Below are 24,135 nucleotides of genomic sequence, written 5' to 3'. Positions count from 1 at the left end.
GGGTGCTAGACGCCGCCCTGGACGCGGGCGAGGAGGATCTGGGCGGTGGTCCGGAGCCGGCCGTCGAGGGCGTCCATCAGCTTGACGACAGTCTCGGCCGCCCAGTCGGCGGCCATCCGCTGCTCGTCCGGGTTGGCGAGGTCGCGGACTTCGCGGTAGTCGACGATCCGGGAGGCCCGGCGGTCGTCGAGCCGCTCCCAGGACAGGATCCGCCCGACCGCGGTCTCGATCCCGAGCCGCTCGGAGAACAGGTCGTCGAACAGGCGCTTGGTGGCGTTGCGCTCCTGCATGTCGAGGTAGACGCCGGCCCGCACGGCGCCGTTGGCGGTGAAGGCGACGTCGTAGAAGCCGAACGGGCCGGCAGCGAAGCCGACCCAGTTCTCGTAGCCGAACTTGGGGATGCGGAAGCCGGGCCGGCGCCGGGCGACCGAGTCGAACATCGCCTCGAAGAACCGGTGGCGCACCTCGGCGGTCTGGAAGCCGCCGTCCTTGTCGGAGGCGATGGGCGGCGGGGGCTCGTGGCGCTGGTGCCGCTCCGGGGCCTGCGCCGGCGGCGGGCCCTGGGCGAGGGGCGGGCCCTGGGCGAGCGGCGGGCCCTGGGCGAGCGGCGGCGCCGGGACAGGCGGCGGCGCCGGGGCGGGCATGGGTGGCTGCAGCAGCGGCCCGGCCGTCGGCACCGGCGCAGGCGAGGGCTCGTGGCGCTGGTGCTGGCCCACCGGCAGCGAGGAGTTGGCCTGGCGCCGGCCCGGCTTGCGCCAGTTCCTGGGCTGGACGACCACGTCGAGCACGGGCGCGGGCAGGGACCGCCCGATCCGCACCAGCCCCAGCTCGACCGCGAAGAAGTCGGCCTTGTCGTCGGTGCGGTCGTTCAGCCACTCGAGGGCGCGCCGGTGCTCGGTGGGGAACCGGGGCGCGACCCAGACCACCACGGCCGACTCGAGGGTGGACGCGTCGACGACGAGCTGCCCGAGGTCGGTGTGCTGGGTCGGCTCGAGCCGGTTCTCGATCATCACCGGGCGGCCGTGGGAGTCGGTGCCGAGCACCTGCATCGACCCGTGGTCGATGCGGAGCTCACGCTGCGTCGGGGTGATGTCGATGCCGAGGGTCTGGCTGAGGAGGTCGATGTTCTGGGCGAACCAGGGCATCAGGTCGGGCACCTGGTCGCCCCAGAACGAGCGCAGGTCGAGCCGTTCGAGACGACCGAGGCCAAGCCTCTCTATTTCCATGTCGGCCGACATTCCGCTCCTCTCGCCCGGCCCAGGTGCAAGAAGGCTGTTGTACCCCCTTCCGATGGTCCGCCGTCAAACCAGTCAAATACCATGAACTACTGAACTGTGGCCGGGAAGCTGGCCGGGAAGCTCTTCGGACGACCCGTTCGACGCGGTTGCCAGCAGCAGCGGCAGCTCCAGGACGCCGGGCGGCAGCGGTCGGGGCTCGGCGGAGAGGTTGGCGACCACCACGGCGCGGGAGCCGGACGGGTCGCCCCGCTCCAGCACCACCAGGCGGCGCTCCTCGTCGGCCCAGGCGCGGGCCAGGTCGCGGCGGCAGTTGCCGAGGGCGGGGACCTCACGCCGGAGCCGGAGCAGGCGCCGCCACAGCTCGAGCGCAGGCAGTGCCAGCCCTTCCGGAGCCGGGGCGTCCACCTTGGCCCAGTCGAGCTTGGAGCGCTCGAACGTGGCCGGGTCGTTCGGGTCGGGCACCTGGCCCGACCAGGCGAAGGCGGCGAACTCCGAGCGGCGGCCGTGGTGCACGGCGTCGGCCAGCTCCGGCCGGTGATCGGTGAAGTACAGGAACGGCCTGGTCTCGCCCCACTCCTGGCCCTGGAACAGCAGCGGCAGGTAGGGAGCGCAGGCGACCAGGACGCTTGCGACCGCGTCCAGCCGGGGCCCGGCCAGGCTGGCCAGCCGGTCGCCGAAGGGCCGGTTGCCGACCTGGTCGTGGTTCTGGGAGCAGACCACGAAGCGCTCGCCCCCGAGCCCGGCCGGCTCACGGCCGTGGGCACGGTCCAGGGCCGGGTGGTACTGCCCGGTGAACACCCACCCCCCGGTCAGGGCCTTGGCGAGCTGGCCGAGGCCCTCGAAGCCGCGGTAGTAGCCGTCGTGCTCGCCGGTCAGGGCGACGTGGACGGCGTGGTGGAGGTCGTCGGCCCACTGGGCGTCGATCCCGTGACAGGTGACCAGCGCCGGCTGGTTGAGGTCGCTCTCGGCCACGACCACGCTGCCCGGCCGGCAGCGGTGGACCCGGTCGGCCAGCGCCTCGAGCAGGTGGACCGAGGAGCGGTCGTAGATGTCGTGCACGGCGTCGAGCCGGAGCCCGTCCACGCCGTACCCGGCCACCCACAGCTCGGCGTTGTCCACGACGAAGTCGCGCACGAAGTCCGACCCGGGACCGTCGTAGTTGAGCGCCGGACCCCAGGGGGTCGAGTAGCGGTCGGTGAAGTAGGGGCCGAACTCGGCCAGGTAGTTCCCGTCCGGCCCGAGATGGTTGTAGACGACGTCGAGGACGACCGCGAGCCCACGGGCGTGGCAGGCGTCGACGAAGCGCCGGAAGGCGGCCGGGCCGCCGTAGGCGGCGTGCACCGCGTACAGGTCGACGCCGTCGTAGCCCCAGCCCCGCCGGCCCGGGAAGGCGGCCACCGGCATCACCTCGACCGCGGTCACCCCGAGGTCGACCAGGTGCGGAAGGCGGGAGATGGCGGCGTCGAAGGTGCCCTCGGGCGTGAAGGTGCCGCAGTGCAGCTCGTAGAAGACCAGCTCGGGCAGGGCCGGGGGGACCGGCGGATCCAGCCGCCGGCCGAGGTCGACCAGGCGGGAGGGCCCGCGGGGCCCTTGGGGCTGGGACAGCGAGCGCGGGTCGGGCCGCTCCCGCTCCCCGTCGAGGACGAGCAGGTAGTCGTCGCCGGAGCGGGCGCCGTCGACCACGCCCCGCCAGACCCCGCGCTCCTCCCGCTCCAGGGGCACGGTCCGCCCACCCAGCCGCACGGCCACGGAGGCCACCTCCGGCGCCCAGACCGCGAGCTCGGCCCCGCCGTCGAGCAGCGTCGGCCCGAGCCTGGGCGTCCTCCGGGCGCCGGGGGGCATCCCGCGGGCTACCGACGCTGGTCGTTCCCGGAGGGGGACCCCGGCCCGGAGGGGGACCCCGGCCCGGAGGGGGACCCCGGCCCGGACGGGGACCCCGGCCCGGAGGCGGACATCGGCCCGGAGGCCTGGGGCCGTTCCCGCGGTGCCTCCGGGGCGAGCCAGACCGTGGCGAGCGGGGGCAGGGTGACCCGGGCCGAGGCGGGCTGGCCGTCCCAGCCGATCTCCTCGGCCTCGACCACGCCGAGGTTGCCGACGTTCGACCCGCCGTAGGCGCCGGCGTCGGTGTTGAGGACCTCCTTCCACCGCCCGGTCCTGGGCAGGCCGACCCGGTGATCCTCCCTGACCACGGGGGAGAAGTTGCACAGGCAGACCAGCGGCTCGCCCTTGGCGCTCCAGCGGATGAACGACAGCGCGTTCTCGTCGGTGTCGTTGGGGTCGATCCAGCCGAACCCGGCCGGCTCGGCGTCGCGCTCGTACAACGCCGGGTGCGCGCGGTAGACCCGGTTCAGGTCCCGCACCAGGTCCTGGACGCCGCGGTGGTCGGGATCGGCCAGCGCCTCCCAGTCGATCGAGCGCTCGTTGGACCACTCGGCCTCCTGGGCCAGCTCGCAGCCCATGAACAGCAGCTGCTTGCCCGGGTGGGCCCACATGAACGCGAGGTAGGCGCGCAGGTTGGCGAAGCGGCGCCAGGTGTCGCCCGGCATCTTGCCGAGCAGCGAGCGCTTGCCGTGGACGACCTCGTCGTGGGAGATCGGCAGCACGAAGTTCTCGCTGAACGCGTACACCAGCGAGAAGGTCAGTGTGTGGTGGTGGAAGCGCCGGTAGATCGGGTCCTTGGAGATGTAGTCGAGCGTGTCGTGCATCCAGCCCATGTTCCACTTGAACCCGAAGCCGAGCCCGCCAACGTAGACGGGCCGGGACACCGCCGGCCAGGCGGTCGACTCCTCGGCGATGGTCACCGCGCCCGGGTGCTCCTGGTAGACGACGGTGTTGAAGTCCTTGAGGAACGAGACCGCGTCCAGGTCCTCGTTGCCGCCGTACTGGTTGGGCACCCACTCCCCCTCGTCGCGGGAGTAGTCGAGGTAGAGCATGGAGGCGACCGCGTCGACCCGCAGCCCGTCGATGTGGTAGTCCTCGAGCCAGAACAGCGCGTTGGCGATGAGGAAGTTGCGCACCTCGTTGCGGCCCAGGTTGAACACGAGCGAGCCCCAGTCCGGGTGCTCGCCCCGGCGCGGGTCGGCGTGCTCGTACAGGGCGGTGCCGTCGAAGCGGGCGAGCGCGAACACGTCCTTCGGAAAGTGGGCGGGCACCCAGTCGACGATCACGCCGATGCCGCGCTGGTGCAGCCGGTCGACCAGCTCGCGGAAGTCGTCGGGGGTGCCGTAGCGGGCGGTGGGCGCGTAGTAGGCGGAGACCTGGTAGCCCCAGGAGGCGCCGTAGGGGTGCTCGGCCACCGGCATGAACTCGACGTGGGTGAAGCCCATGTCGGCCACGTAGTCGGGCAGTTGCTCGGCCAGCTCCCGGTAGGTGAGGCCGTGACGCCAGGAGCCGAGGTGGACCTCGTAGACCGAGACCGGGGCGTTCGGCTTGTGGCGCCGGTCGCGGGTGGCCACCCAGTCGGCGTCGCCCCACTCGTGGGCGGAGGTGAACACGACGCTGTCGGTGCCCGGAGGGGCCAGGGTCGCGAACGCGAACGGGTCGGCCTTCAGCGTGAGCGCTCCCTGCGCGGTGACCAGCTCGTACTTGTACTTCACGCCGGCGCCGACAGCGGGCACGAACAGCTCCCACACCCCGGAGGCGCCGAGCGAGCGCATCGGGTGCAGGCGGCCGTCCCAGCCGTTGAAGTCGCCCACCACACGGACGGCCCTGGCGTTGGGCGCCCAGACCGCGAACGAGGTCCCGGTCACGCCGTCGAGCGTGCGCTCGTGGGCGCCGAGCTTCTCCCAGAGCCGCTCGTGCCTGCCCTCGCCGAACAGGTGCTGGTCGATCTCCCCGACCGTGGGCAGGAACCGGTAGGGGTCGTCGATCGTGTACGAGCGGTCGCCGTAGGCGACCTCGAGTCGGTAGCGGGGCACCTGCTCGCCGTCCACCAGGCCCTCGAACAGCCCGGCCTGGTGGACCTGAGTGAGCTTGACCCGCTCGCCGTCCTCGACGAGCACGGCGGTCACCTCGGTCGCGTCGGGCAGCCAGGCCCGGATGGCGACCTGGTTGCCGGCGGGGTGGGCACCGAGGAGGCTGTGCGGCTCGTGGTGCTCGCCGCGGACGAGGAGCTCGATCTCCTCACGGCCGAGGGTGGGGGTTGGCATCTGTCAGCTCCCGAGCAGTCGGCGGATGCCACCGAGCGGGATGGACAGCCACCCCGGCCGGTGCCTGGCTTCGTACATCACCTCATAGACCGCCTTGTCCAGCTCAAACGTGCGCAGCAGCAACTCGTGGTCGCCGGGCAGCCAGCCGGCCTCCCTGGCCCGGCCGAGGTAGCCGTCCAGGAACGCGGCCCGGTTCGTCTCGACCCAGGCGACCGCGATCCCCTCCAGGCGCTCCAGCTCCTTGCGGCTCGGGCCGGGGGTGTCGGGGTCCTCGCCCAGCACCAGCGGCTGGCTCGCCGCGTAGTCAAAGGAGCGCAGCATGCCGGCCACGTCCTGCAGCGGGCTGGCAAGCCGGCGGCGCTCCTCGAGACTGCGGGCGGGCTCCCCCTCCCAGTCGATGACCATCCAGAACGGCTCACCAGGGGGCTCGGCCGGTCCCCCTGCCCCGGGCCTGCCCGCCCGGCCGACCGGCCCGGTGGTGCGCTGCACCGGCCCGGCGGTGCGTTGCGCCTGGCCGGCGGTGCCGAGCACCGGACCGGCGATGCGGAGCACCTGGCCCAGATGGTAGTCGCCGTGGATGCGTTGCAGGTGCCTGGCACCCCCGGCTGCCTCCGCCTTGGCGTAGACGCCCTCGATGGCGTTCTTGTAGGGGCGGAGCTCGGACACGAGCGCGGCCACCTGGGTGAGCTGCCCGAGCAGGCGGGCGGAGAGGTGGCCGAGGTCGGGCTGGGCCGAGGCGACCATGGGCAGGGCACTGGCCAGCGCGCCATGCATGTCGGCGGTGAGCCTGCCGAGCTCGCGCGCCTCAGTGGCGAAGTTGCCGGCCGCGTCGCCCGTCTCGTAGTGGTCGGCGACCCGCTCGGCGGCCAGCTTCCAGCCCTCCACGCTGGCCGCGTAGTAGGGCTGCAGGATGCCGAGGGTCGAGCCGAGCCCGTCGATCCAGCCCAGCGGCGGCGGGCAGGCCCGGAACCCCTTGGCGGTCAGCGCGCGGGTCACCTCGAGCTCGGGGTTGACCCCCGGCTGCAGGCGGCGGAACAGCTTGAGGATGAGCCGGTCGCCGAACACCAGCGAAGAGTTGGACTGCTCGGCGTCGAGCAGCCGGCCGGGCCCGCGGAGCGTGTCGGACCAGTCCGGCCGCTTGTGGAAGCGCACCTCGTCCAGGGTGGCACCTTTGTTGAGGTGGTCGAGGAAGACCGAGCCCAGGCGCTCGTCGGCGACCGCGTCGTAGAACACGCCCGCCTTGGGCGGGCTCGTCTCCAGGACGACGGCCTCCGGGCGCCGGACCGCGAGCTGGCGGGCCTCGGGCCCGCGGTCGTGGCCCATGGGCAGGGAGTAGCGCTCGACCCCCCCGTCGGCGTAGGCGACCGCGGCCACGACCATGTGCAGGCTGGGCAGCGGGGTCCGCAGCGCCACCGACGCCTCGACCCTCACCTCCACCACCGACCGGCCCTTGCCGGCGAACCACCGCTGGTGGGGCAGGAACTCGACGAGCCTGGTCTCGAGCTCGGTCATGGCGCCCTACCTTCGCCGGACGTGGAGGACGTGCGCTGGCTCCGTGTAGGGATCGAGGCGGACGTAGTTGGCCGACCCGAACCAGGTGTAGGTGGTGCCGGTGAGCTCGTCGTAGAGGTCGAACGCGCCGGTGTCCCAGTCCAGGCCGAGCGCGGGCAGCCACAGGCGGACGACCGTGCCGCGGGCCTCGTAGGGGTTCAGGTTCACCACCACCAGCACCGCGTCCTCACCTGTCCGCTTGGAGAAGGCCAGGACGTCGGGCGAGTCGACCAGGTGGAAGCGGAGGTTGCGCAGCCAGTGCAGGGCCGGGTGGGCCCGCCGGATCTCGTTCAGCCGGGCCAGGTAGGGCGCCAGCGACGGCTGCGACCAGTCCCTCGGCCGGTACTGGTACTTCTCGGCGTCGAGGTACTCCTCGGACCCCGGCCGGACCGGCACGTGCTCGCCCAGCTCGTACCCGGAGTACACCCCCCAGGAGGGCGACAGCGTCGAGGCGAGCACGGCCCGCACCTTGAACGCCGCCAGCCCGCCGTGCTGGAGGTAGGCGTGCAGGATGTCAGGGGTGTTGACGAAGAAGTTGGGCCGCATGTAGTCGGCCGCGGGGCCGTGGGCGAGCTCGCCCGCGTACTCCTCCAGCTCGGCCTTGGAGTTACGCCAGGTGAAGTAGGTGTAGGACTGGGTGAAGCCGACCTTGGCCAGCGCCCGCATCATCGGCGGGCGGGTGAACGCCTCGGAGAGGAACAGCACGTCCGGGTGCTCGGCCTTGACCGCCGCGATCAGCCACTCCCAGAACTGCACCGGCTTGGTGTGGGGGTTGTCGACCCGGAAGATCCGCACGCCGTGGGCGATCCAGTGGTCGAGCACGCCCTTGCAGGCCGCGTAGAGCCCGGGCGCGTCCGGGTTGTCGAAGTTCAGCGGGTAGATGTCCTGGTAGACCTTTGGCGGGTTCTCGGCGCAGGCGATCGAGCCGTCGGGCCGGGTGTGGAACCACTCGGGGTGCTCGCGCACCCAGGGGTGGTCGGGGGAGCACTGCAGCGCGTAGTCGAGCGCGACCTCGAGCCTGAGGTCCTTGGCGCGCGCCACGAACGCGTCGAAGTCCTCGATAGTCCCGAGGTCGGGGTGGACGGCGTCGTGGCCTCCGGCCTCGCTGCCGATCGCCCACGGGCTGCCCGGGTCGTCCGGACCCGGGTCGAGGGTGTTGTTCGGCCCCTTGCGGTGGGTGTGTCCGATCGGGTGGATGGGGGGCAGGTAGGCGACGTCGAAGCCCATCGCGGCGATCGCGGGCAGCCGCTCGGCCGCGGTCTTGAAGGTGCCGCTCGAGGTCTCGGTCGCCCCCTCGGACCGTGGAAAGAACTCGTACCAGGCGCCGTAGAGGGCGCGGGGCCGGTCGACCCAGACGGCCAGCCGCTTGGACTTGGTGACCGAGCGCATCGGGTGGCGCTCCAGCAGTTCCACGACCACCCCGTCGCTGGCTGCAGCGAGCCGCTCGGCCGGGTCGGCCGCCTCGTTGCGCAGCCCCGCGGCGACGTCGGCGACGACCTGCCTCGACTGGACGGGCACGCCGCGGGCGGCCGCCTCGAACAGCCGCGCCCCCTCCTCCAGCTCCAGGGTGACGTCGCGGCCGGCGTCCAGCTTCTTCCAGGTGTCGCGGCGCCAGGTGGAGATCTCGTCCCGCCACGCCTCGACCACGATCGTCCAGAAGCCGGTGCGGGGCAGCGTCACCTCGGCCCGCCAGCGATCCAGGCCCTGGCCGACCTCGGCCATCGGCACCAGCTGGGCCCGGCGGTCCCCGGGGCCCGACAGCCGCACGCAGGCCGCGATGATGTCGTGGCCGTCCCGGAAGACGGTCGCCTCGACCGGGATGGTCTCGCCGGCCACCGCCCTGGCCGGCCACTGGCCGCAGTCGATCTGCGGCCTGATGTCCTCGATGACGATGCGCCCAATCATGCCAGCAACCTACCATCCCCGGCCCTGCCGCCGGTCGCACTCGACCCGTTTCCCCCCGCTTCAGTTTCACCGCGCCACGACCACCGGTAAACCCATGCCGTCCGGACTACCGAGCGCGACCGACAAGAGGTCACCAAATGTGACCAGAATGGGACGGAACGGCCAGGTCGAGCGGCTCGACCGACCAGCGCACTTGTATAGTCGGTGGTCATGAAACCTCTACGCCGATTCACGGTGCTTCCCACCGTGCCCACCGCTCTCCGACCGCTCCGCGTCCTGGCCCGCAACCTCCGCTGGTCCTGGGACCCGGCGACGCAGGACCTGTTCGCTGCCATCGACCCCGAGGGGTGGGAGTCCAGCGGCCACAACCCCTTGCGGATGCTCAACGAGGCCGACCCCGAGCGGCTCGAGAAGGTCGCCGCCGACCCCGCGTTCCTCTCCCGCCTGTCGGAGGCCAGGACCGCCCTCCAGCGCTACCTGACCGAGCCCCGCTGGTACCAGGGCCTGGCCGACGCGCCTTCCAGCATCGCGTACTTCTCGCCGGAGTTCGGCATCAGCGAGGTCCTGCCACAGTACTCGGGCGGCCTCGGCGTGCTGGCCGGCGACCACCTCAAGGCGGCGAGCGACCTCGGGCTGCCGCTGGTCGGCGTCGGGCTGTTCTACCGGTCCGGCTACTTCCGCCAGTCGCTGACGGCCGACGGCCGCCAGCAGGAGTCCTACCCCGCCTTCAACCCCCATGAGCTCCCGCTCGAGCTCGTCACCGACCGGGCCGGCAAGCCGGCCCTGGTCACGGTGGGGCTGCCCGACGCCACCCTCCACGCCCAGGTCTGGCGGGCCGAGGTCGGCCGGGTGTCTGTGTGTCTGCTCGACTCCGACGTCGACGAGAACGCCCCGACCGAGCGGGCGGTCACCGACCGGCTCTACGGTGGCGGCGGTGAGCACCGGCTCCGGCAGGAGATCCTGCTCGGCATCGGCGGCGTGCGCGCGCTCGACGTGCTCGGCATCGAGCCCGAGGTGTTCCACACCAACGAGGGCCACGCCGGCTTCCTCGGGCTCGAGCGCATCCGACGCCTGATCGAGGACAAGGGGCTCGACGCCCGCACCGCCGTCGAAGCGGTCAGGGGCGGGACGATCTTCACCACCCACACGCCGGTCCCCGCCGGCATCGACCGTTTCCCGCGCTCGTTCATGGAGCGGTACTTCGGCCACGGGGGGGTCACCACCGGCCTGTCGGTCGACCAGATCATGGACCTCGGCGTCGAGCCGGACGGCGACCGCTCCATGTTCAACATGGCGGTCATGGGACTCCGCCTGGCGCAGCGGTCCAACGGCGTGAGCCGGCTCCACGGCGAGGTCTCGCGCGACATGTTCAAGGGCCTGTGGCCGGGGTTCGACCCCTCCGAGGTGCCGATCGGCCACGTCACCAACGGCGTGCACGCCGGCACCTGGGTCAACCGGGAGTGGTCGGAGCTGTTCGACCGCCACCTGGGCCACGGCTGGCGCAGCTCCGACAAGGGCTGGGAGGCCCTGCTCGACGCGCCCGACGAGGAAGTCTGGCGCGTCCGCGGGACCGCCCGCCGGCGCCTGGTCGCCGACGTCCGGGCGCGGCTCAAGGCGGCCTGGCGCGCTCGAGGCGCGATCGAGGGCCAGCTCGGCTGGATCGACCGGGCCTTCGATCCCGAGGTGCTGACCGTCGGGTTCGCCCGCCGGGTGCCCTCCTACAAGCGGCTCACCCTGCTGCTGCGCGACCCGGACCGCCTCACCCGTCTGCTGCTCGACGCCGACCGGCCCATCCAGCTGCTGATCGCGGGCAAGGCCCACCCGGCCGACGAGGGCGGCAAGTCGCTGATCGCCGACTTCGCCCGGTTCGCAGCCGACGCCAAGGTGCGCCACCGCATCGCCTTCCTGCCCGACTACGACATGGCCATGGCTCGCACGCTGGTCGCCGGGGCCGACGTCTGGCTCAACAACCCGCTCCGCCCCTACGAGGCATGCGGCACCAGCGGGATGAAGGCGGCCCTCAACGGCTGCCTCAACCTGTCGATCCGCGACGGCTGGTGGGACGAGCTGTACGACGGCGGCAACGGCTGGGCGATCCCGTCCGCCGACGACCCCAGCATCCCGGCCGACCGCCGCGACGAGCTGGAGGCGTCGGCCGTCTACGACCTGCTCGAGCACGAGGTGCTGCCGCTGTTCTACGACAGGCGCACCGAGGCCGGCGTGCCGACCGCGTGGGTGGCCCGGGTCAAGCACAACTTCACCTCGCTCGGGCCCGCCGTGCTCGCCTCGCGCATGGTGCGCGACTACACCGAGCGCCTCTACCTGCCCGCGGCGTCCAGCTCGCGGCTGCTCGGGGCCGACGGCTACACCGCCTCTCGGGAGCTGGGCGAGTGGAAGCGGCGGGTCACCGAGGCGTGGGCGGGTGTGCGCGTGCGCCGGGTCGAGTCGGCCGAAGAGGACCGCTCGCTCGGTGCCCGGCTGCCTGTGCGAGCCGTGGTCGAGCTCGGCTCCCTCGAGCCCGACGAGGTCGAGGTCCAAGTCACCTACGGCCGGGTCGACGACGCCGACGAGCTGTCCGGGTCCGAGACCATGCCGCTCAAGGAGAACGGCCAGGCGGACGGCGCCTGGACCTTCGAGGGCGAGGTCCCCCTGACCGTCCCGGGCGCCTTCGGCTACACCGTCCGGGTCGTCCCCCACCACGACGGCATCGTCGACCCCTCCGAGCTCGGCCTGGTCGCCTGGGCCTGACAGGTAGTCCGCTTCGTGGGGGCGAAGCCGCGGGTGGGGAGTCGAGGCCAACGCGGGCGGCTCCTTCGCCGAGCTGGACGAGCCTCGGGGACGAGCTTCACCCGTGCCTGCCGCTCCCAGTCCATCGACTGCCGCAAGTTCTCAAAGGAGCTTGTCCATGAAGATGAGGTCGTCGCGCCGGTAGCCGAGGCGCTCGTACCAGGCCACGACATCCGCGTTGTCGCGCTCGATGAGCAGGTTCAGCTTGCGGCAGCCCTTGGCCCGCAGGCGCGTCTCCAGCTCGGTGATGAGCAGCCGGGCCAGGCCGCGGCCCCGGTGGCCCGGGTGGGTGGCGAGCCGGTTCACCCAGCCCCGCCGCCCGTCCCAGGTCCCGAGCACGGAGGCGACGATCGAACCGCCGTCCTCGACCACCAGGACCAGGTCGGGGTCGCGTTCCAGCACGCTCGCGAGCTCCTCGGCCAAGGGCTCGAGCCGGAGCCTCAGCCCGGCAGCCTTCCAGAGGGCGACCAGACCGTCGAAATCGGCCAGTGTAGCGGTCCTTGCGTGCACGACCGAACAATAGGCGACCCACCCCGTTCCTGCTCAGCGAGCAAGGCAGGCGCAGTCCTCCTGCTCAGCGAACGAGGCAGGCGGAGCCTTCCTGCTGAGCGAACGAGGCACGCTCAGTCCTCCTTCAGGCTCTTGGCCAGCGGGCTGATCGGCGTCGGGGTCGCCCTGGGTGCCGCGTCGGCCATCACCGGCACCTGGGACCCGCCGAAGTCCAGATGCTCAGGGCCCCGCCAGCGGCCGGCGAACCAGGTGTGCAGCAGGCCGTGTACGCGAGCGTCGGCGAAGAACAGGTCGAGGCGGCCGGGCGCCCAGGAGACCGCCGCCATGCCGGTGACCGGCGCCCGGTCCGGGCCCGTGCCGAGGTTCTCGGGACCGTGCCAGCCCCTCCCCCCGAACCCGTCGAACCAGCGGTGGGCGAGCATGCGGCCGGCGTCCGCGGGCGCGAACACGTCGAGCCGGCGCGGCCCCCAGGCCGCCACCGCAGCCGGTGAGGCGTACGGCTTGCCGCCCGGCCCCTTGCCGAGACCCTCCCAGCGGCTCCAACGCCCGTTGAAGTAGGCATGGGCCAGGGTGCCGCCGCTCGCCACCGCGAACACGTCCAGCCGGCCCAGCGCCCAGGACGCCACGCTGGGCACGAACGCGCCACCGGGGCCGGGGCCCACCCGCGCCGGGCCGCGCCAGCCGCCAGCGTACGACCAGTGCACCAGGTCGCTGGTGACCGCGTCGCGGGCGACCACGTCGATCCGGCCGGCGCCCCAGGACACCGCCGCCGGCGAGGCGACCCGGTGCCCGCCCGGGGCCAGGCCGCGGTCGGCCCAGCCGCCCCAGGCACCGTTCGTGAACGTCCGCTGGAGCAGGCTGCCGGTGGCCTGGTCGACGACGAACGCGTCGAGGCGGCCCGGACCCCAGGAGGCCACCGTGGGCGCGCCGACGCGGTGCCCGGCCGGGCCGCGCCCGAAGTCACCCCACGTGGTCCAGGCCCCGCCGTGGAGCTTGTGGATGAGCCCGCCGGTGCCCTCCGAAGCGAGCACGTCGAGCCGTCCCGGCGCCCACGTGGCAGCCGCCGGGGCGTGGACGTCGTGGCTCAGCACCTCACCGGCGATGCCGGTCCGGAAGGCGGAGTAGCTCGGGTACCCGCCGAGCATCCAGACGACGTTGGCGTCGGCCCCGGTCTGCCCGCGAGGCGAGATCGGGCGGTAGCTGCCCTGCGCCGACCCCGACTGCACCACCCGCGAGGTCCACGAATGGCCACCGTCCCTGGTGCGCCAGAGCTCCACCCGGAACGTGCCACCGACCTTCCTGGCCAGGTAGGCGACTGACGGGTCGTCGTGGTCGAGGGTGATGCCGCCGGAGTAGTTCGGCTCGGTCGGGTCCGCGCTCATCGACCCCCCGGCCCGCGCGATCTCGTGGTGCACCCAGCGCCGGCCGTCCCAGCGGTCGTAGTTGTAGCGGTGGTCGCCGGGCGCCGGGAAGGTCGCGTACACGACCACGGGACGTCCGAGCGGGTCGCTGGCCACGTCCTGCACCCAGGCCCTGGCGCCGTGGTGCCTGGCAGGGTCGTAGAGCCGCTCGGCCTGGGACGGCGCGATCGGCAGGCTGCCCACTGGCTCGATCACCGCACCGCTGGCCCGGTGCAGGCTGCCGGCCCGGTAGCGGGCGTAGTAGATGGCCGAGGCGACGTTGCGGGGGTGGCCCTGGGTGAACGCGAGGTCGATCGTGTCCCTGCCGTTGCTGGCGACCTTCAGGTAGGGCCGCTGGCCGGGGACGCTGACCAGCGTGCGCGCCGGCGTCCAGGCCAGCCCGTCGCCGGAGGTGGAGAACGTCGGGTTGAAGTTGCCGCCCCGCCAGAACAGCCAGATCCGGCCGCCCTCGGCCGACAGCTGCACCGGGTTGGGGTAGGTGTAGCCCCAGGGGCCGGGGGTGTTGGTGCCCACCCTCTGCTCGGGCTCCCAGGCGGTGACGTCCTCCGGCCGCGCAGTGCGCCGGTAGTACATCGCGGTGCCGATGTGGGCGGACCAGAAGGCCATGATGTGGCCGTCGGGCCGCACGAGCAGGGACGGGTTGTTGTGGTCGTCGATCTGGAAGTTCGCCTTGAGGGTGGCCACCGCCCGCACCCTGGTGTCGTGGTCGTAGCTGGCCACCTGGACGTTGCCGCTGGCGTCGACCCAGCCCACGTAGGTCCTGCGGTGCGCCCCCTTGTGGTAGACCGCTCGCGGGTCGCCGAACCAGCTCCACGCGCCGCTCGGGTTCACCTCGCGCTTGCGGAGCGGGAGCGCGGCCGCGCCGGTGACCGCGACCGCGTCCGCGGCGAGCAGCACGGCGACCGCGCCCACGACCCAGGCCACCCGCTGCCGCCGCGACCCCCACATGACCCCGCCTTTCGGTGACCCGCCTTCCGGCCCGCGCACCCTCACCAGCCGCTCACGGGCGGCTCGCCGATCCCGTCCGCCTTCCGGTGACCCGCCTTCCGGCCGCGCACCCCTCGCGCGGACGGGCCGATCGTCATCAATGCGCTGAACAGGTGATCAGGGTATGAGGATTGCGGATCGGGCGGAATGCGCAGTTTCTACGAGGTTCGACGCAAGCTGGAGGCAGCCGCCCGCCCCGACAGCGGGTCAGGAGCGAGCCTCGTCGCGCAGGATCAGCGAGCCTCGTCGCGCAGGATCTCGGTGCAGAGGTCGAGGCACTCCCCGCAGACGTGGATGCCGTCTCTGCCGCGCACCAGCCGTCCCACCCGACGGAGCGGCTTGCGGCAGAAGCTGCACGTCCACGCCTGCTCCGGGTCGCCCCCGTCCACCAGCCGGAACTCAGGCTCCCGGCCCGCGCCCTCGACGACGACCTCCAGGGCGAGCCGGACGCAGCGGTCGCACACGGCGACCCCGAGGCCGGCGACCAGCCTGCTCCCCTGGTCCTTGCCCGACCCACAGAACGAGCAGGCCAGCGACCGTCGGAGGAGTCCCCGCCCAACCACTCCCCCAGCTTGACCGCCGGTGCCAGCAGCAGCGGGGGAGCCGCCTTGCGGTACGGACCGGCCGCCCTCCGGGTAGCCGGATCCACCCTCCGGGTGGCCGGATCCGCCCTCCGGGTGGCCGGATCCGCCGCCTGGGTGGCCGGATCCCACCGGGTCGCCGGCCGGCCGTGGACCGTTCCCGGCTGCGGCACCCGGGTAGTTCGCGGTACCGGTGCCGAGGATCGTCCTGACCTGCTCGTCGGGGAGGCCGAGGCGGTCGGCGATCTCCCACGGCGACCCGCCGGCCTCGTGGAGCAGGCGGACCTGGCGATGGAACGCGTCGGTGACGCGCCCGACCTCGTGCCGCAGCCCCCGCAGCCGGTCGCGCTGCTCCCGTGCCGCGCGCAGGAGGTCGGCGTCGAGGGTCATCTCTCATCCAGGCTATTGGACTCCTCTTGTCCCAGGCTAGTGAACCCCACGGAGCATGGTCAATCGCACGAGCAGCGCCCGGGCCCGCTCAGGCACGCACGAGCAGCGCCCGGGCCCGCTCAGGCACCCACGAGCAGCGCGTGGGGCAGCTCGGCGGTGAGGTCGCCAGCAGGTGTGGAGCCGCCGGGGAGGGTGGCGCCGGTGAGCACGTCCCGCCACCGCCCGGCGGGAAGGTCGACCCGGTCGGCCGGAGGCGGGCCGCCAAGGCGGCCGACCAGGACGGCCAGGCGGTCGTCGCCACGGGCGAACGCGATCAGCCGGTCGGGAGAGGCCAGCGGGCGGTAGCCGGTGAACAGCTCCGGCCGGCCGCGACGCAGGCGCAGCGCAGCCCGGGTGACCCGGAACTTCAGCGACCCGTCGGCGGCGAACCGGGCCGGACGCCGGTTGTCGGGGTCCACCAGTGTGAGCTGCTCGACCTCGGTGCCCTGGTAGGTGTCGGGCACGCCCGGGCTGGTCAGCCGCAGCAGGGCGAGGCCGGCGGCGTTCGCCCGGCCCGCGGGGGCGATCTCGGCGACCAGCTCGTCCAGCTCGCCTCGGAAGGCGGTGTCGGTGTAGGCGCGCTCGACCAGGCCGCGCACGGCCGCCTCGTAGGCGGGGTCGGGGTCGGACCAGCTCGTGCGCAGCTTGGCCTCGCGCACTGCCTTCTCCATGTAGGCGAGGCAGCGCTCCCGTTCGAGCGGCCAGGCCCCGGCCATCGTCTGCCACAGCAGCAGGGCGTCGGCGGGCTCGACCCCGGAGGCGAGCCGGCGGGTCCAGCGCTCGGCCAGCTCCCACCAGCGCTCGGCGTGGACGGTGAGCACGGCGAGCCTGGCCCGCACGTCCTCGCCCCGCTTGGTGTCGTGGGTCGAGGTGGCGAGCAGGCTGCGGGGCCAGTGCTCCTCCCGCTCGGCGTTGGCCGCGTGCAGCTCGGCGACCTCGCGGCCGAACCGGGCCAGGTCGCCGCCGACCTCGTTCCGACCCACCATGCGGGTGTCCCGGTACAGGGCGGTGTCCTCCACCCCCTTGGCCATGGCCGGACCGGTGAGCTGCTGGAACCGCCGCACGGCCTCGGGGTCTGCGGCCGGGTCGTCCAGGCACAGGGCAGCAGCGAGCCGGCCGACCGCCTCGGCCGTAGGCCAGTCTTGCGCAGACCCGTCACCGACAGGCCGGAGGCCGGCCGGCCAGTCCTCGGCCTCCCCGTCTGCCCAGAGGCCATCCTCGCAGGCGCCGCGGGCGGCGGCGATCACGGCGCGGTCGACCTCGGAGGCCCGGTCGGTCACGTAGGTCCGGTAGACGGGGTGCTGGGCGGCCAGCTCGACCACGGCGGCCCGGTTCCCGGCCCGGTCCCCAGCCAGCCGCCTGGCCACCGCGTCGACCTCGCCGCCGAACGAGCCGGCCAGCACCGCGCGCTTGCAGCGGACGGCCAGGGCCACCGAGTTGGGGTCACGGGCGCTGAGCCTGGTGTACCGGGCGGTGAACGGTCCGGCCGCCTCGGGGTCGACGAACATGCCGTCGGCCAGGGCCAGGAACTCGTAGCCGGTGGTGCCGGCCACCGGCCAGGGCGGCAGGCGCTCGCTCGACTCGAGGATCTTCTCGACCACGACCCAGGGGACCCCGCGGCCGGCCAGGCGCTCGAGGTAGCCGGCCGGGTCGGCCAGGCCGTCCACGTGGTCGATGCGCAACCCGTCCACCAGCCCCTCTGCAACCAGCCGGAGGACGGTGGCGTGGGTCAGCTCGAAGACCTCCGGGTCCTCCTGCCTCAGCCCGACCAGCTCGTTGACGTCGAAGAAGCGCCGGTAGTTGCCGTCGACCGCGGCCCGGCGCCAGTCGACCAGCTCGTAGTGCTGCTCGTCGAGACGGGTCGTGCCCGGAGCGAGGGGGAAGCGGTGCTCGTGGTAGGAGACCCAGCCGCCGCCGACCTCGATCTCGCCGGCCACCTGCTCGAGCGGGCCGCCGAGGACCGGCAGCCGCACCCGGCCACCGGCCGCCTCCCAGTCGACGTCGAACACCTTGGCGTACGGCGAGGCCCGACCGTGGCGCAGGGTCTCGACCCACCAGGGGTTCTCGGCCGAGGCGGCCATGTGGTTGGGCACGAGGTCGACGACCAGGCCCATGCCGTGGGCCCGGAGCGACCCGACGAGGGCGCGGAGGCCGGGCTCGCCGCCCAGCTCGGGGCTGACCGTGGTGGGGTCGACCACGTCGTAGCCGTGGGCCGAGCCGGACCGGGCCTGGAGCACCGGCGACGTGTACAGGTGGGAGACGCCGAGGTCGGCCAGGTAGGGGACGGCGGCGCGGGCGGACTCGAACGGGAACCGGGCCGAGAGCTGGACGCGGTAGGTGGAACACGGGGCGTTCAGGCGGTCCTCCTCAGCCGGGGGCGCCGCCCAGGGCGCGGAGCAGGCGCTCGACGCTCGGGCGGAGGATCTGCTGCTCGAAGCCGGGCTGGTGGCTGCCGAGGTCCTCGATCATGAACCCGTCCAGCATCGCGAGCACCATGCGGGCGGCCGCCTCCGGCTCGGCGATGCCGAGCCCGCGCAGCCCGGGAACGAGGAGCCGCACGCATGCCTCGTTCCACTCCTGGGCGACCGCGCGCAGGGCCGGCCGGCGCGCGGCCTCCAGGTAGATCTCGTAGAGTGCGAGCGCCCGCACCCGCCCACGGGTGCGGTAGCTGTGCCAGACGACCGCGCAGAGCCGGTCCACCGCGTCGGAGAAGGTGGCGGCGTCCGTGGCGGGCAGGACGTCGCGCTCCAGGGCGGCCAGCTCCTCCTCGGCCGCGAATCGCAGCGTCTGGTCGAGCAGGTCGTCCTTCGAGGCGAAGTAGTAGGTGGTGGCGGCCAGTGGCACGCCGGCCGCCGCAGCCACCGCGCGGTGGGTGACGGCCGCGGTGCCCTGCTCGCCGATGATCCCGAGGGTCGCCTCCAGGATCGCCCGCCGCCTGCGCAGCCCGCGCTCCCGCCGGCCGGCCTCGCGCGCCGGGGACCAGGCTGTGCCAGTCCCGGTCAATGGGCGCCGCCGAGGTTGAGGCTCACGATGCCGGCGATCACCAGGACCAGGCCGAGCAGCTTGGGGGCGTTCACCGGCTCGTTGAGGGCGAGCATGCCGACCAGCGCCACCAGCGCGGTGCCGGCGCCGGCCCAGACGGCGTAGGTCAGCCCGAGCGACAGCTCCTTCAAGGTGCGCATGAGCAGGTAGAAGGCGAGCCCGTAGCCAGCGACGACGATCGCGAGCGGAAGCGGGCGGGAGAGGCCCTGCGTGTACCGCAGGGCGACCGTCCCCGACACCTCGGCCAGGATGGCGACGGTCAGGTAGATCCATGCCGACACGGCGAACCTCCGGTGCGCAATTTCCTGGTACCAATGTACCAAAAACCTCGGTGGTCACGCGCGCTTGCGGAGGACGGCAACCGAGCGGGAGGTCATCGACAGCTCCTCGCCGGCCAGGTACGTGGGGGCGTCGGCCTCGGTCGGGAGCACGAAGGCCAGGCCGGTGTCCAGCACCAGTTCGTACTCCTTGCCCCAGGGACGGCCGGGCAGGGTGAACATGGCGGGCTCGGGCCCGCCGTTCAGCAGCAGCAGGAAGCTGTCGTCGACGATGCGCTCGCCGCGCGGCCCGCGGTGCGGGATCTCCTCGCCGTTGAGGAACACGCCGAGTGTCCGCACGTCGGGCGCGGCCCAGTCGGCCTGGTCCATCTCGGCGCCGTCGGGGGTGAACCAGCCGATGTCCTTCACCCCCGAGCCGTAGATGGCCTGGCCCTGGAAGAACTTGGGCCGGCGGAAGACCGGGTGGCTGGCGCGCAGCGCGATGACCGCGCGGGTGAACTCGAGCAGCGACTCGGCGTGCTCGTCCAGCTCCCAGTCCACCCAGGAGATCTCGTTGTCCTGGCAGTAGGCGTTGTTGTTGCCCTGCTGGGTGCGGGACAGCTCGTCGCCCGCCAGCAGCATCGGCACCCCGGCCGCCAGCAGCAGGCTGGCCAGGAAGTTGCGCTTCTGCCGCTCGCGCAGGGCGAGCACCTCGGGGTCGTCGGTGGGCCCCTCGACCCCGCAGTTCCACGAGCGGTTGTGACCGTCGCCGTCGCGGTTGCCCTCGCCGTTGGCCTCGTTGTGCTTGTCGTTGTAGCTGACCAGGTCGTTCAGGGTGAAGCCGTCATGGGCGGTGACGAAGTTGATGCTGGCGTAGGGCCGACGGCCGTCGTCCTGGTACAGGTCGGACGAGCCGGTCAGGCGGTAGGCGATGTCGGCCACGCCGGTCTGGGCCACCCGCCAGAAGTCCCGCATGGTGTCGCGGTAGCGGCCGTTCCACTCGGTCCAAAGGACCGGGAAGTTGCCGACCTGGTAGCCGCCCTCACCGACGTCCCACGGCTCTGCGATCAGCTTCACCCGGCTCACCACCGGGTCCTGGTGGATGAGGTCGAAGAAGGCCGACAGCCGGTCGACCTCGTGGAAGCTGCGGGCGAGCGCGCTGGCCAGGTCGAAGCGGAACCCGTCCACGTGCATCTCGGTCACCCAGTAGCGGAGCGAGTCCATGATGAGCGCCAGCACCTGAGGATGGCGCACGTTCAGGGTGTTGCCGCAGCCGGTGTAGTCCATGTAGTAGCGCGGGTTCTGGTCGATGGTCCGGTAGTAGCCACGGTTGTCGAGCCCGCGGAACGACAGGGTGGGGCCCATCTGGTTGCCCTCGGCGGTGTGGTTGTAGACCACGTCGAGGATCACCTCGATGCCGGCGGCATGCAGGTTGCGGACCATCGCCTTGAACTCCCGGACCTGTCCGCCCTGGCTCCCGGTGGACGAGTAGCGCGCCTCGGGCGCGAAGAAGCCCATCGAGTTGTAGCCCCAGTAGTTGGTCAGGCCCCGCCTTACCAGCGCGTGCTCGGAGACGTAGTGGTGGACGGGGAGCAGCTCGAGGGTGGTGACGCCGAGCCCGCGCAGGTGCTCGACGACCGGTGGGGAGCCCATGGCGGCGTAGGTGCCGCGCTGGTGCTCGGGGACGTCGGGGTGGCGCACGGTGAAGCCGCGCACATGGGCCTCGTAGATGATGGTGTCGGCCCAGGGCACGTTCGGGCGGCGGTCCTCGCCCCACGGGAACGCGTCGTGGACCACTACCGACCTGGGCACGTGGGGCGCGCTGTCGCGGTCGTCGCGGACGAGGTCGTCCGCGCCCACCCGGTACCCGAACACCGAGTCGTCCCAGTCGACCCGGCCCTCGACCGCCCGCGCGTAGGGGTCGATGAGCAGCTTGGCCGGGTTGAAGCGGTGCCCGTGGTCAGGGTCGTAGGGGCCGTGGACGCGGAAGCCGTAGCGCTGGCCCGGGCCGACCTCGGGCACGTAGCCGTGCCAGACGTGCGCGGTGACCTCGGGCAGACTGATCCGGCGCTCGCCGCCCTCCTCATCGAACAGGCAGAGCTCGACCGCCTCGGCACCCTCGGAGAAGACGGCGTAGTTGGTGCCCTCGCCGTCCCAGGTCGCCCCGAGCGGGTAGGGCTGGCCGGGCCAGACGGGCTCTCCGGTCACCACCATCAGCAGCGTTTCCTGGTCATCGTGGTGTCAAGTCTGCCGTAATTCCGCAACCGCCGGGAAATCCCGGCGGACGGTAAGGTGGCGCCCATGGCCGCTGACCAGCTCAGGAAGTGGGCCGAGGCGCTCGGGGTGGCGACCTCGTTCTCCGACGCGACCGGCCGGAGGTACGAGGTGGCCGAGGCCACCCTGCGGGCCGTGCTCCGCGGCATGGGCGTCGACCCGGACGCCGGGCCGGCAGCGCCGCCGGAGGCCGGTGTCCTCCCGCCAGTGGTGGTGCTCCGGAGTGGGAGGGACGCGCCGGCGGCCCGCCTCCTGGGGGCCGCTTCCCCGCCGGCCGGGGCATCCGGACGCGGCACCCAGGAAATCCCCATGCTGGGCCCGACCAGGGACGGCGGGCCGCCCCGGCTCATGCTCGAGACGGGCGAGGAGCGGCCCCTGCCGGCGTCCCTGCCCGGCGACCTGCCGCTCGGCTACCACCGGGTGCTGGGCCCGGAGGGCGCCACCCTGCTGGTGGTGGCGCCGCCCCGCTGCCACCTGCCCGCCCTGCTCCGGGCGGGGGGCCGGGCCTGGGGCTGGGCGGTGCAGCTGTACGGGCTGCGCTCGCGGGCGAGCTGGGGTGTCGGGGACCTCGGCGACCTGGCCGGCCTCGGCCGGTTCGCCGGCTCCCTCGGGGCCGGGTTCGCGCTGCTCAACCCGTTGCACGCCGCCTCCCCCGCCCAGGCCAGCCCCTACTACCCGTCCAGCCGGGTGTTCCGCAACCCGCTCTACCTACGGGTCGAGGACGTCCCCGAGGCGGGCCGGCTCGAGCCGGCCGAGGGCGCCCGCCTGGGCGAGCTGACAGGGGCCGGACGGCGCCTGACCCAGGCCGGGCGGATCGACCGGGAGGCCGTTGCCCGGCTGAAGGACGAGGCGCTGCGTCTCTGCCATGCCGCGCTGGCCCGGGACCCGGAGCGGTCGGGGCGGCTGCGGGCCTACCGCGCCGCCACGCCAGGCCTCGACCGGTACGCGACCTTCTGCTCGCTGCAGCATGCCCTGGGCGAGGACTGGCGGGCGTGGCCGGCCCGCTACCGCGACCCGGCCGGCCCTTCGGTGGTCCGCTGGCGTGACGACCACCCGGACGAGGTCGGCTACCACGCCTACCTGCAGTGGCTGCTCGACGAGCAGCTCGCCGCGGTCCCCCGGATGGCGGTCGGGCTGGTCAGCGACCTGGCCGTCGGGGTCGCGCCGGGCGGGTTCGACGCCTGGTCGTTCCAGCACGAGCTCGCCTCGGGCATCACCACGGGCGCGCCCCCGGACGAGCTGGGACCCGAGGGGCAGGACTGGGGCTTCCCGCCGTTCGTGCCCGCCCGCCTGGCCGCCTGCGGCTACGTGCCCTTCGTGAAGACCATCCGGGCCGGCCTGCGCCACGCCCAGGGGCTCCGGGTCGACCACGTCATGGGGCTGTTCCGGCTGTTCTGGATCCCCGAGGGTGGCTCGCCCACTGAGGGCACCTACGTCCGCTACCCGGCCGACGACCTGCTCGGCATCCTCGCCCTCGAGAGCCACCGGGCCGGCGGGCTGGTGGTGGGTGAGGACCTCGGCACAGTCGAGCCGGGCGTGCGCGAGCGGCTGGCCGCCGAGGACGTCCTGTCCTACCGGCTCGCCTGGTTCGAGCGGAGCCCGGACGGCGCCGGTCGGCGCCGGGCGGCCGACTACCCCCGGCTCGCGCTCGCCGCCGCCACCACCCACGACCTGCCCACCGTGGCCGGGTTCCTGTCCGGCGCCGACCTCGCCGACCTCCGCGAGATCGACGTGGTCCACCCGGACCAGGCCGCCGAGGCGGAGGAGGGCCGGCGCGAGGAGGTCGAGACCCTGCTCGGCCTGCTCGAGGCCGAGGGCCTGCTCGAGGCCGAGGGGCTGCTCGACCCCGACGGCTCCCGGGACGTGGCCACCGTGCTCACCGCCCTCTACGCCTTCCTCGCCCGCACCCCGTCGATGCTGGTCGCTGCCACCCTGGAGGACGCCGTCGAGGCACTCGACCGCCCCAACGTTCCCGGCACGACGGCCGAGCGCCCGAACTGGTCGCTGCCCCTGCCGGTGCTGCTGGACGACCTGCCCGCCGACCCCCGGGTCCGGCGCCTGGCGGAGGTGCTCGCCGAAGTCACCAGATGACGAGGTATCGCTGCTCGCAGGGTTGGTCAGTGCATCGGCTCCCTCTGCAGGAGCATCCGCACCCGGCGCGCTCCGACCAGGTTGCCCTTCCGCTCATAGTGGGCGAGGGCGCGCTCGGCCTGCCGCCGAGCCTCCTCCTCCCGGCCGGCCAGCCGGAGCACGTGGGCCTGGTCGGCCAGCACTTCGGCGGTCGAGTCGTCCTGCTCCCAGTCCTCGGTGCGCTCGATCGACTCCGCGGCCAGGCGTTTGGCAGCCTCGAAGTCCCCTCGCCGGGCCAGCAGCAACGCGCGGATGGCACGCCACTTGATCTGCGCATCGCGCTGGCTCTCCAACGCCGACCCCTCGCACTCCCGGGTCAGCGCCATGGCCTCCTCATCGCGACCCTGCATGGCGAGCGCCCGCGCGAGCAGGACGATCACGGACACGAGCTGGCCCGTCCCTCGTAGGTCGGCGACGATCTGGTAGCCGCGCCGCAGAACCCGCTCGGCCTCGGCCGGCTCGTCGGCTAGCAGCTCGACGATCCCGACCGAGAGGTACTCTCCCACCAGGACGAGCAGATCACCGTATGCCTCGGCCTCACTCGCCTCCCGCAACCAGGCGCGCGCCTCCGGGAACCGGCCCTGCATGGCGGCGATGCGGGCGAGGATTCGCAGGGCATCCACCTCCAGGCGCCGGATGCCCCTGCTGCGTGCCCATTCGAGCGCCTGCTTGACGTATCGCGCCACTTCGTCCACGCGCTTGGGCCCCCAGAACAGGATGAAGCAGTGCGAGCTGACCATGCCTGCCTCCAACGGCTCGTCCCCCGCACGCCGGGCGAAGTCGATCGCCCGCCGGGACGCCGTCTCCGCCTGGCTCAGCCCTCCCGCCGTCCAGTGGGCATATGCCTTCGCGCGCCAAGCCTTAGCCAGCCCGAG

General features: G+C 73.0%; 15 protein-coding genes. 2 read left to right on the top strand and 13 right to left on the bottom strand.

All coding sequences use genetic code 11. The annotated features are described in order from the left end of the window. Positions 1–5: 5 nt before the first annotated feature. From VG276_01770 to VG276_01750, 5 genes are all read right to left on the bottom strand, one after another. Positions 6–1,238 carry a DUF4268 domain-containing protein gene (locus tag VG276_01770; protein HEV8648135.1) on the bottom strand — a complete coding sequence of 411 codons (1,233 nt, stop codon included), beginning with the start codon at positions 1,236–1,238 and terminating at the stop codon, positions 6–8. A 72-nt stretch (positions 1,239–1,310) separates the two neighbouring features. Beyond that, the gene (treZ, locus tag VG276_01765; GenBank protein HEV8648134.1) at positions 1,311–3,080 is read right to left on the bottom strand and encodes a malto-oligosyltrehalose trehalohydrolase; all 1,770 of its coding nucleotides are present in this window, start codon (positions 3,078–3,080) and stop codon (positions 1,311–1,313) included. A gap of 8 nt (positions 3,081–3,088) precedes the next feature. Continuing rightward, positions 3,089–5,386: a 1,4-alpha-glucan branching protein GlgB gene (gene glgB, locus VG276_01760; GenBank protein HEV8648133.1), complete on the bottom strand. Its 2,298-nt coding sequence runs from the start codon at positions 5,384–5,386 to the stop codon at positions 3,089–3,091. Between the two features lie 3 nt (positions 5,387–5,389). Further along, the gene (locus VG276_01755) at positions 5,390–6,898 is read right to left on the bottom strand and encodes a phosphotransferase (protein ID HEV8648132.1); all 1,509 of its coding nucleotides are present in this window, start codon (positions 6,896–6,898) and stop codon (positions 5,390–5,392) included. 6 nt (positions 6,899–6,904) lie between these two features. Continuing rightward, complete coding sequence (locus tag VG276_01750) at positions 6,905–8,842, bottom strand: alpha-1,4-glucan--maltose-1-phosphate maltosyltransferase (protein HEV8648131.1); 1,938 nt, start codon at positions 8,840–8,842, stop codon at positions 6,905–6,907. A gap of 210 nt (positions 8,843–9,052) precedes the next feature. Between VG276_01750 and glgP the strand changes: the two genes are divergently transcribed. Next, positions 9,053–11,590, top strand: a complete 2,538-nt coding sequence (gene glgP, locus VG276_01745; GenBank protein HEV8648130.1) for an alpha-glucan family phosphorylase — start codon at positions 9,053–9,055, stop codon at positions 11,588–11,590. Positions 11,591–11,731: 141 nt separating this feature from the next. Here the strand turns inward: glgP and VG276_01740 are convergent, their stop codons facing one another. From VG276_01740 to glgX, 7 genes are all read right to left on the bottom strand, one after another. Next, positions 11,732–12,139 carry a GNAT family N-acetyltransferase gene (locus tag VG276_01740; GenBank protein HEV8648129.1) on the bottom strand — a complete coding sequence of 136 codons (408 nt, stop codon included), beginning with the start codon at positions 12,137–12,139 and terminating at the stop codon, positions 11,732–11,734. A gap of 113 nt (positions 12,140–12,252) precedes the next feature. Then, entirely contained in the window at positions 12,253–14,508 is a 2,256-nt protein-coding gene (locus tag VG276_01735) for a BNR-4 repeat-containing protein (protein HEV8648128.1), read from the bottom strand. A gap of 272 nt (positions 14,509–14,780) precedes the next feature. Continuing rightward, positions 14,781–15,518: a ClpX C4-type zinc finger protein gene (locus VG276_01730; GenBank protein ID HEV8648127.1), complete on the bottom strand. Its 738-nt coding sequence runs from the start codon at positions 15,516–15,518 to the stop codon at positions 14,781–14,783. Between the two features lie 119 nt (positions 15,519–15,637). Beyond that, on the bottom strand, positions 15,638–17,914 hold the full coding sequence (treY, locus tag VG276_01725) for a malto-oligosyltrehalose synthase (GenBank protein ID HEV8648126.1): 2,277 nt from the start codon (positions 17,912–17,914) through the stop codon (positions 15,638–15,640). A gap of 10 nt (positions 17,915–17,924) precedes the next feature. After that, complete coding sequence (locus tag VG276_01720; protein HEV8648125.1) at positions 17,925–18,560, bottom strand: TetR family transcriptional regulator; 636 nt, start codon at positions 18,558–18,560, stop codon at positions 17,925–17,927. After that, positions 18,557–18,880 (bottom strand): multidrug efflux SMR transporter, encoded by a 324-nt coding sequence (locus tag VG276_01715; GenBank protein HEV8648124.1) that lies wholly within the window; start codon positions 18,878–18,880, stop codon positions 18,557–18,559. The genes VG276_01720 and VG276_01715 overlap by 4 nt, the downstream gene beginning before the upstream one ends. Before the next feature lie 54 nt (positions 18,881–18,934). Further along, complete coding sequence (gene glgX / locus VG276_01710; protein HEV8648123.1) at positions 18,935–21,070, bottom strand: glycogen debranching protein GlgX; 2,136 nt, start codon at positions 21,068–21,070, stop codon at positions 18,935–18,937. Between the two features lie 87 nt (positions 21,071–21,157). On the opposite strand from glgX, the gene malQ reads away from it, so the two are divergent. Next, positions 21,158–23,221: a 4-alpha-glucanotransferase gene (gene malQ / locus VG276_01705; protein HEV8648122.1), complete on the top strand. Its 2,064-nt coding sequence runs from the start codon at positions 21,158–21,160 to the stop codon at positions 23,219–23,221. A gap of 26 nt (positions 23,222–23,247) precedes the next feature. On the opposite strand, the gene VG276_01700 is transcribed toward malQ, so the two are convergent. Then, positions 23,248–24,135: tetratricopeptide repeat protein (locus VG276_01700; GenBank protein ID HEV8648121.1), on the bottom strand; the 888-nt coding region annotated here is incomplete at its 5' end.

It is taken from the genome of Actinomycetes bacterium (assembly GCA_036000965.1).
GTDB lineage: Bacteria > Actinomycetota > CALGFH01 > CALGFH01 > CALGFH01 > DASYUT01.
This window is presented reverse-complemented; position numbering and strand designations above follow the sequence as displayed.

Excerpts from the sequence above, each read along its gene's own strand:
- VG276_01750 (HEV8648131.1), bottom strand. The coding sequence starts at position 8,842 with ATGATTGGGCGCATCGTCATCGAGGACATCAGGCCGCAGATCGACTGC.
- glgB (HEV8648133.1), bottom strand. The coding sequence starts at position 5,386 with ATGCCAACCCCCACCCTCGGCCGTGAGGAGATCGAGCTCCTCGTCCGC.
- malQ (HEV8648122.1), top strand. The coding sequence starts at position 21,158 with ATGGCCGCTGACCAGCTCAGGAAGTGGGCCGAGGCGCTCGGGGTGGCG.
- VG276_01735 (HEV8648128.1), bottom strand. The coding sequence starts at position 14,508 with ATGTGGGGGTCGCGGCGGCAGCGGGTGGCCTGGGTCGTGGGCGCGGTC.
- glgX (HEV8648123.1), bottom strand. The coding sequence starts at position 21,070 with ATGGTGGTGACCGGAGAGCCCGTCTGGCCCGGCCAGCCCTACCCGCTC.
- VG276_01730 (HEV8648127.1), bottom strand. The coding sequence starts at position 15,518 with ATGACCCTCGACGCCGACCTCCTGCGCGCGGCACGGGAGCAGCGCGAC.
- VG276_01755 (HEV8648132.1), bottom strand. The coding sequence starts at position 6,898 with ATGACCGAGCTCGAGACCAGGCTCGTCGAGTTCCTGCCCCACCAGCGG.
- treZ (HEV8648134.1), bottom strand. The coding sequence starts at position 3,080 with ATGCCCCCCGGCGCCCGGAGGACGCCCAGGCTCGGGCCGACGCTGCTC.
- glgP (HEV8648130.1), top strand. The coding sequence starts at position 9,053 with ATGAAACCTCTACGCCGATTCACGGTGCTTCCCACCGTGCCCACCGCT.
- VG276_01770 (HEV8648135.1), bottom strand. The coding sequence starts at position 1,238 with ATGTCGGCCGACATGGAAATAGAGAGGCTTGGCCTCGGTCGTCTCGAA.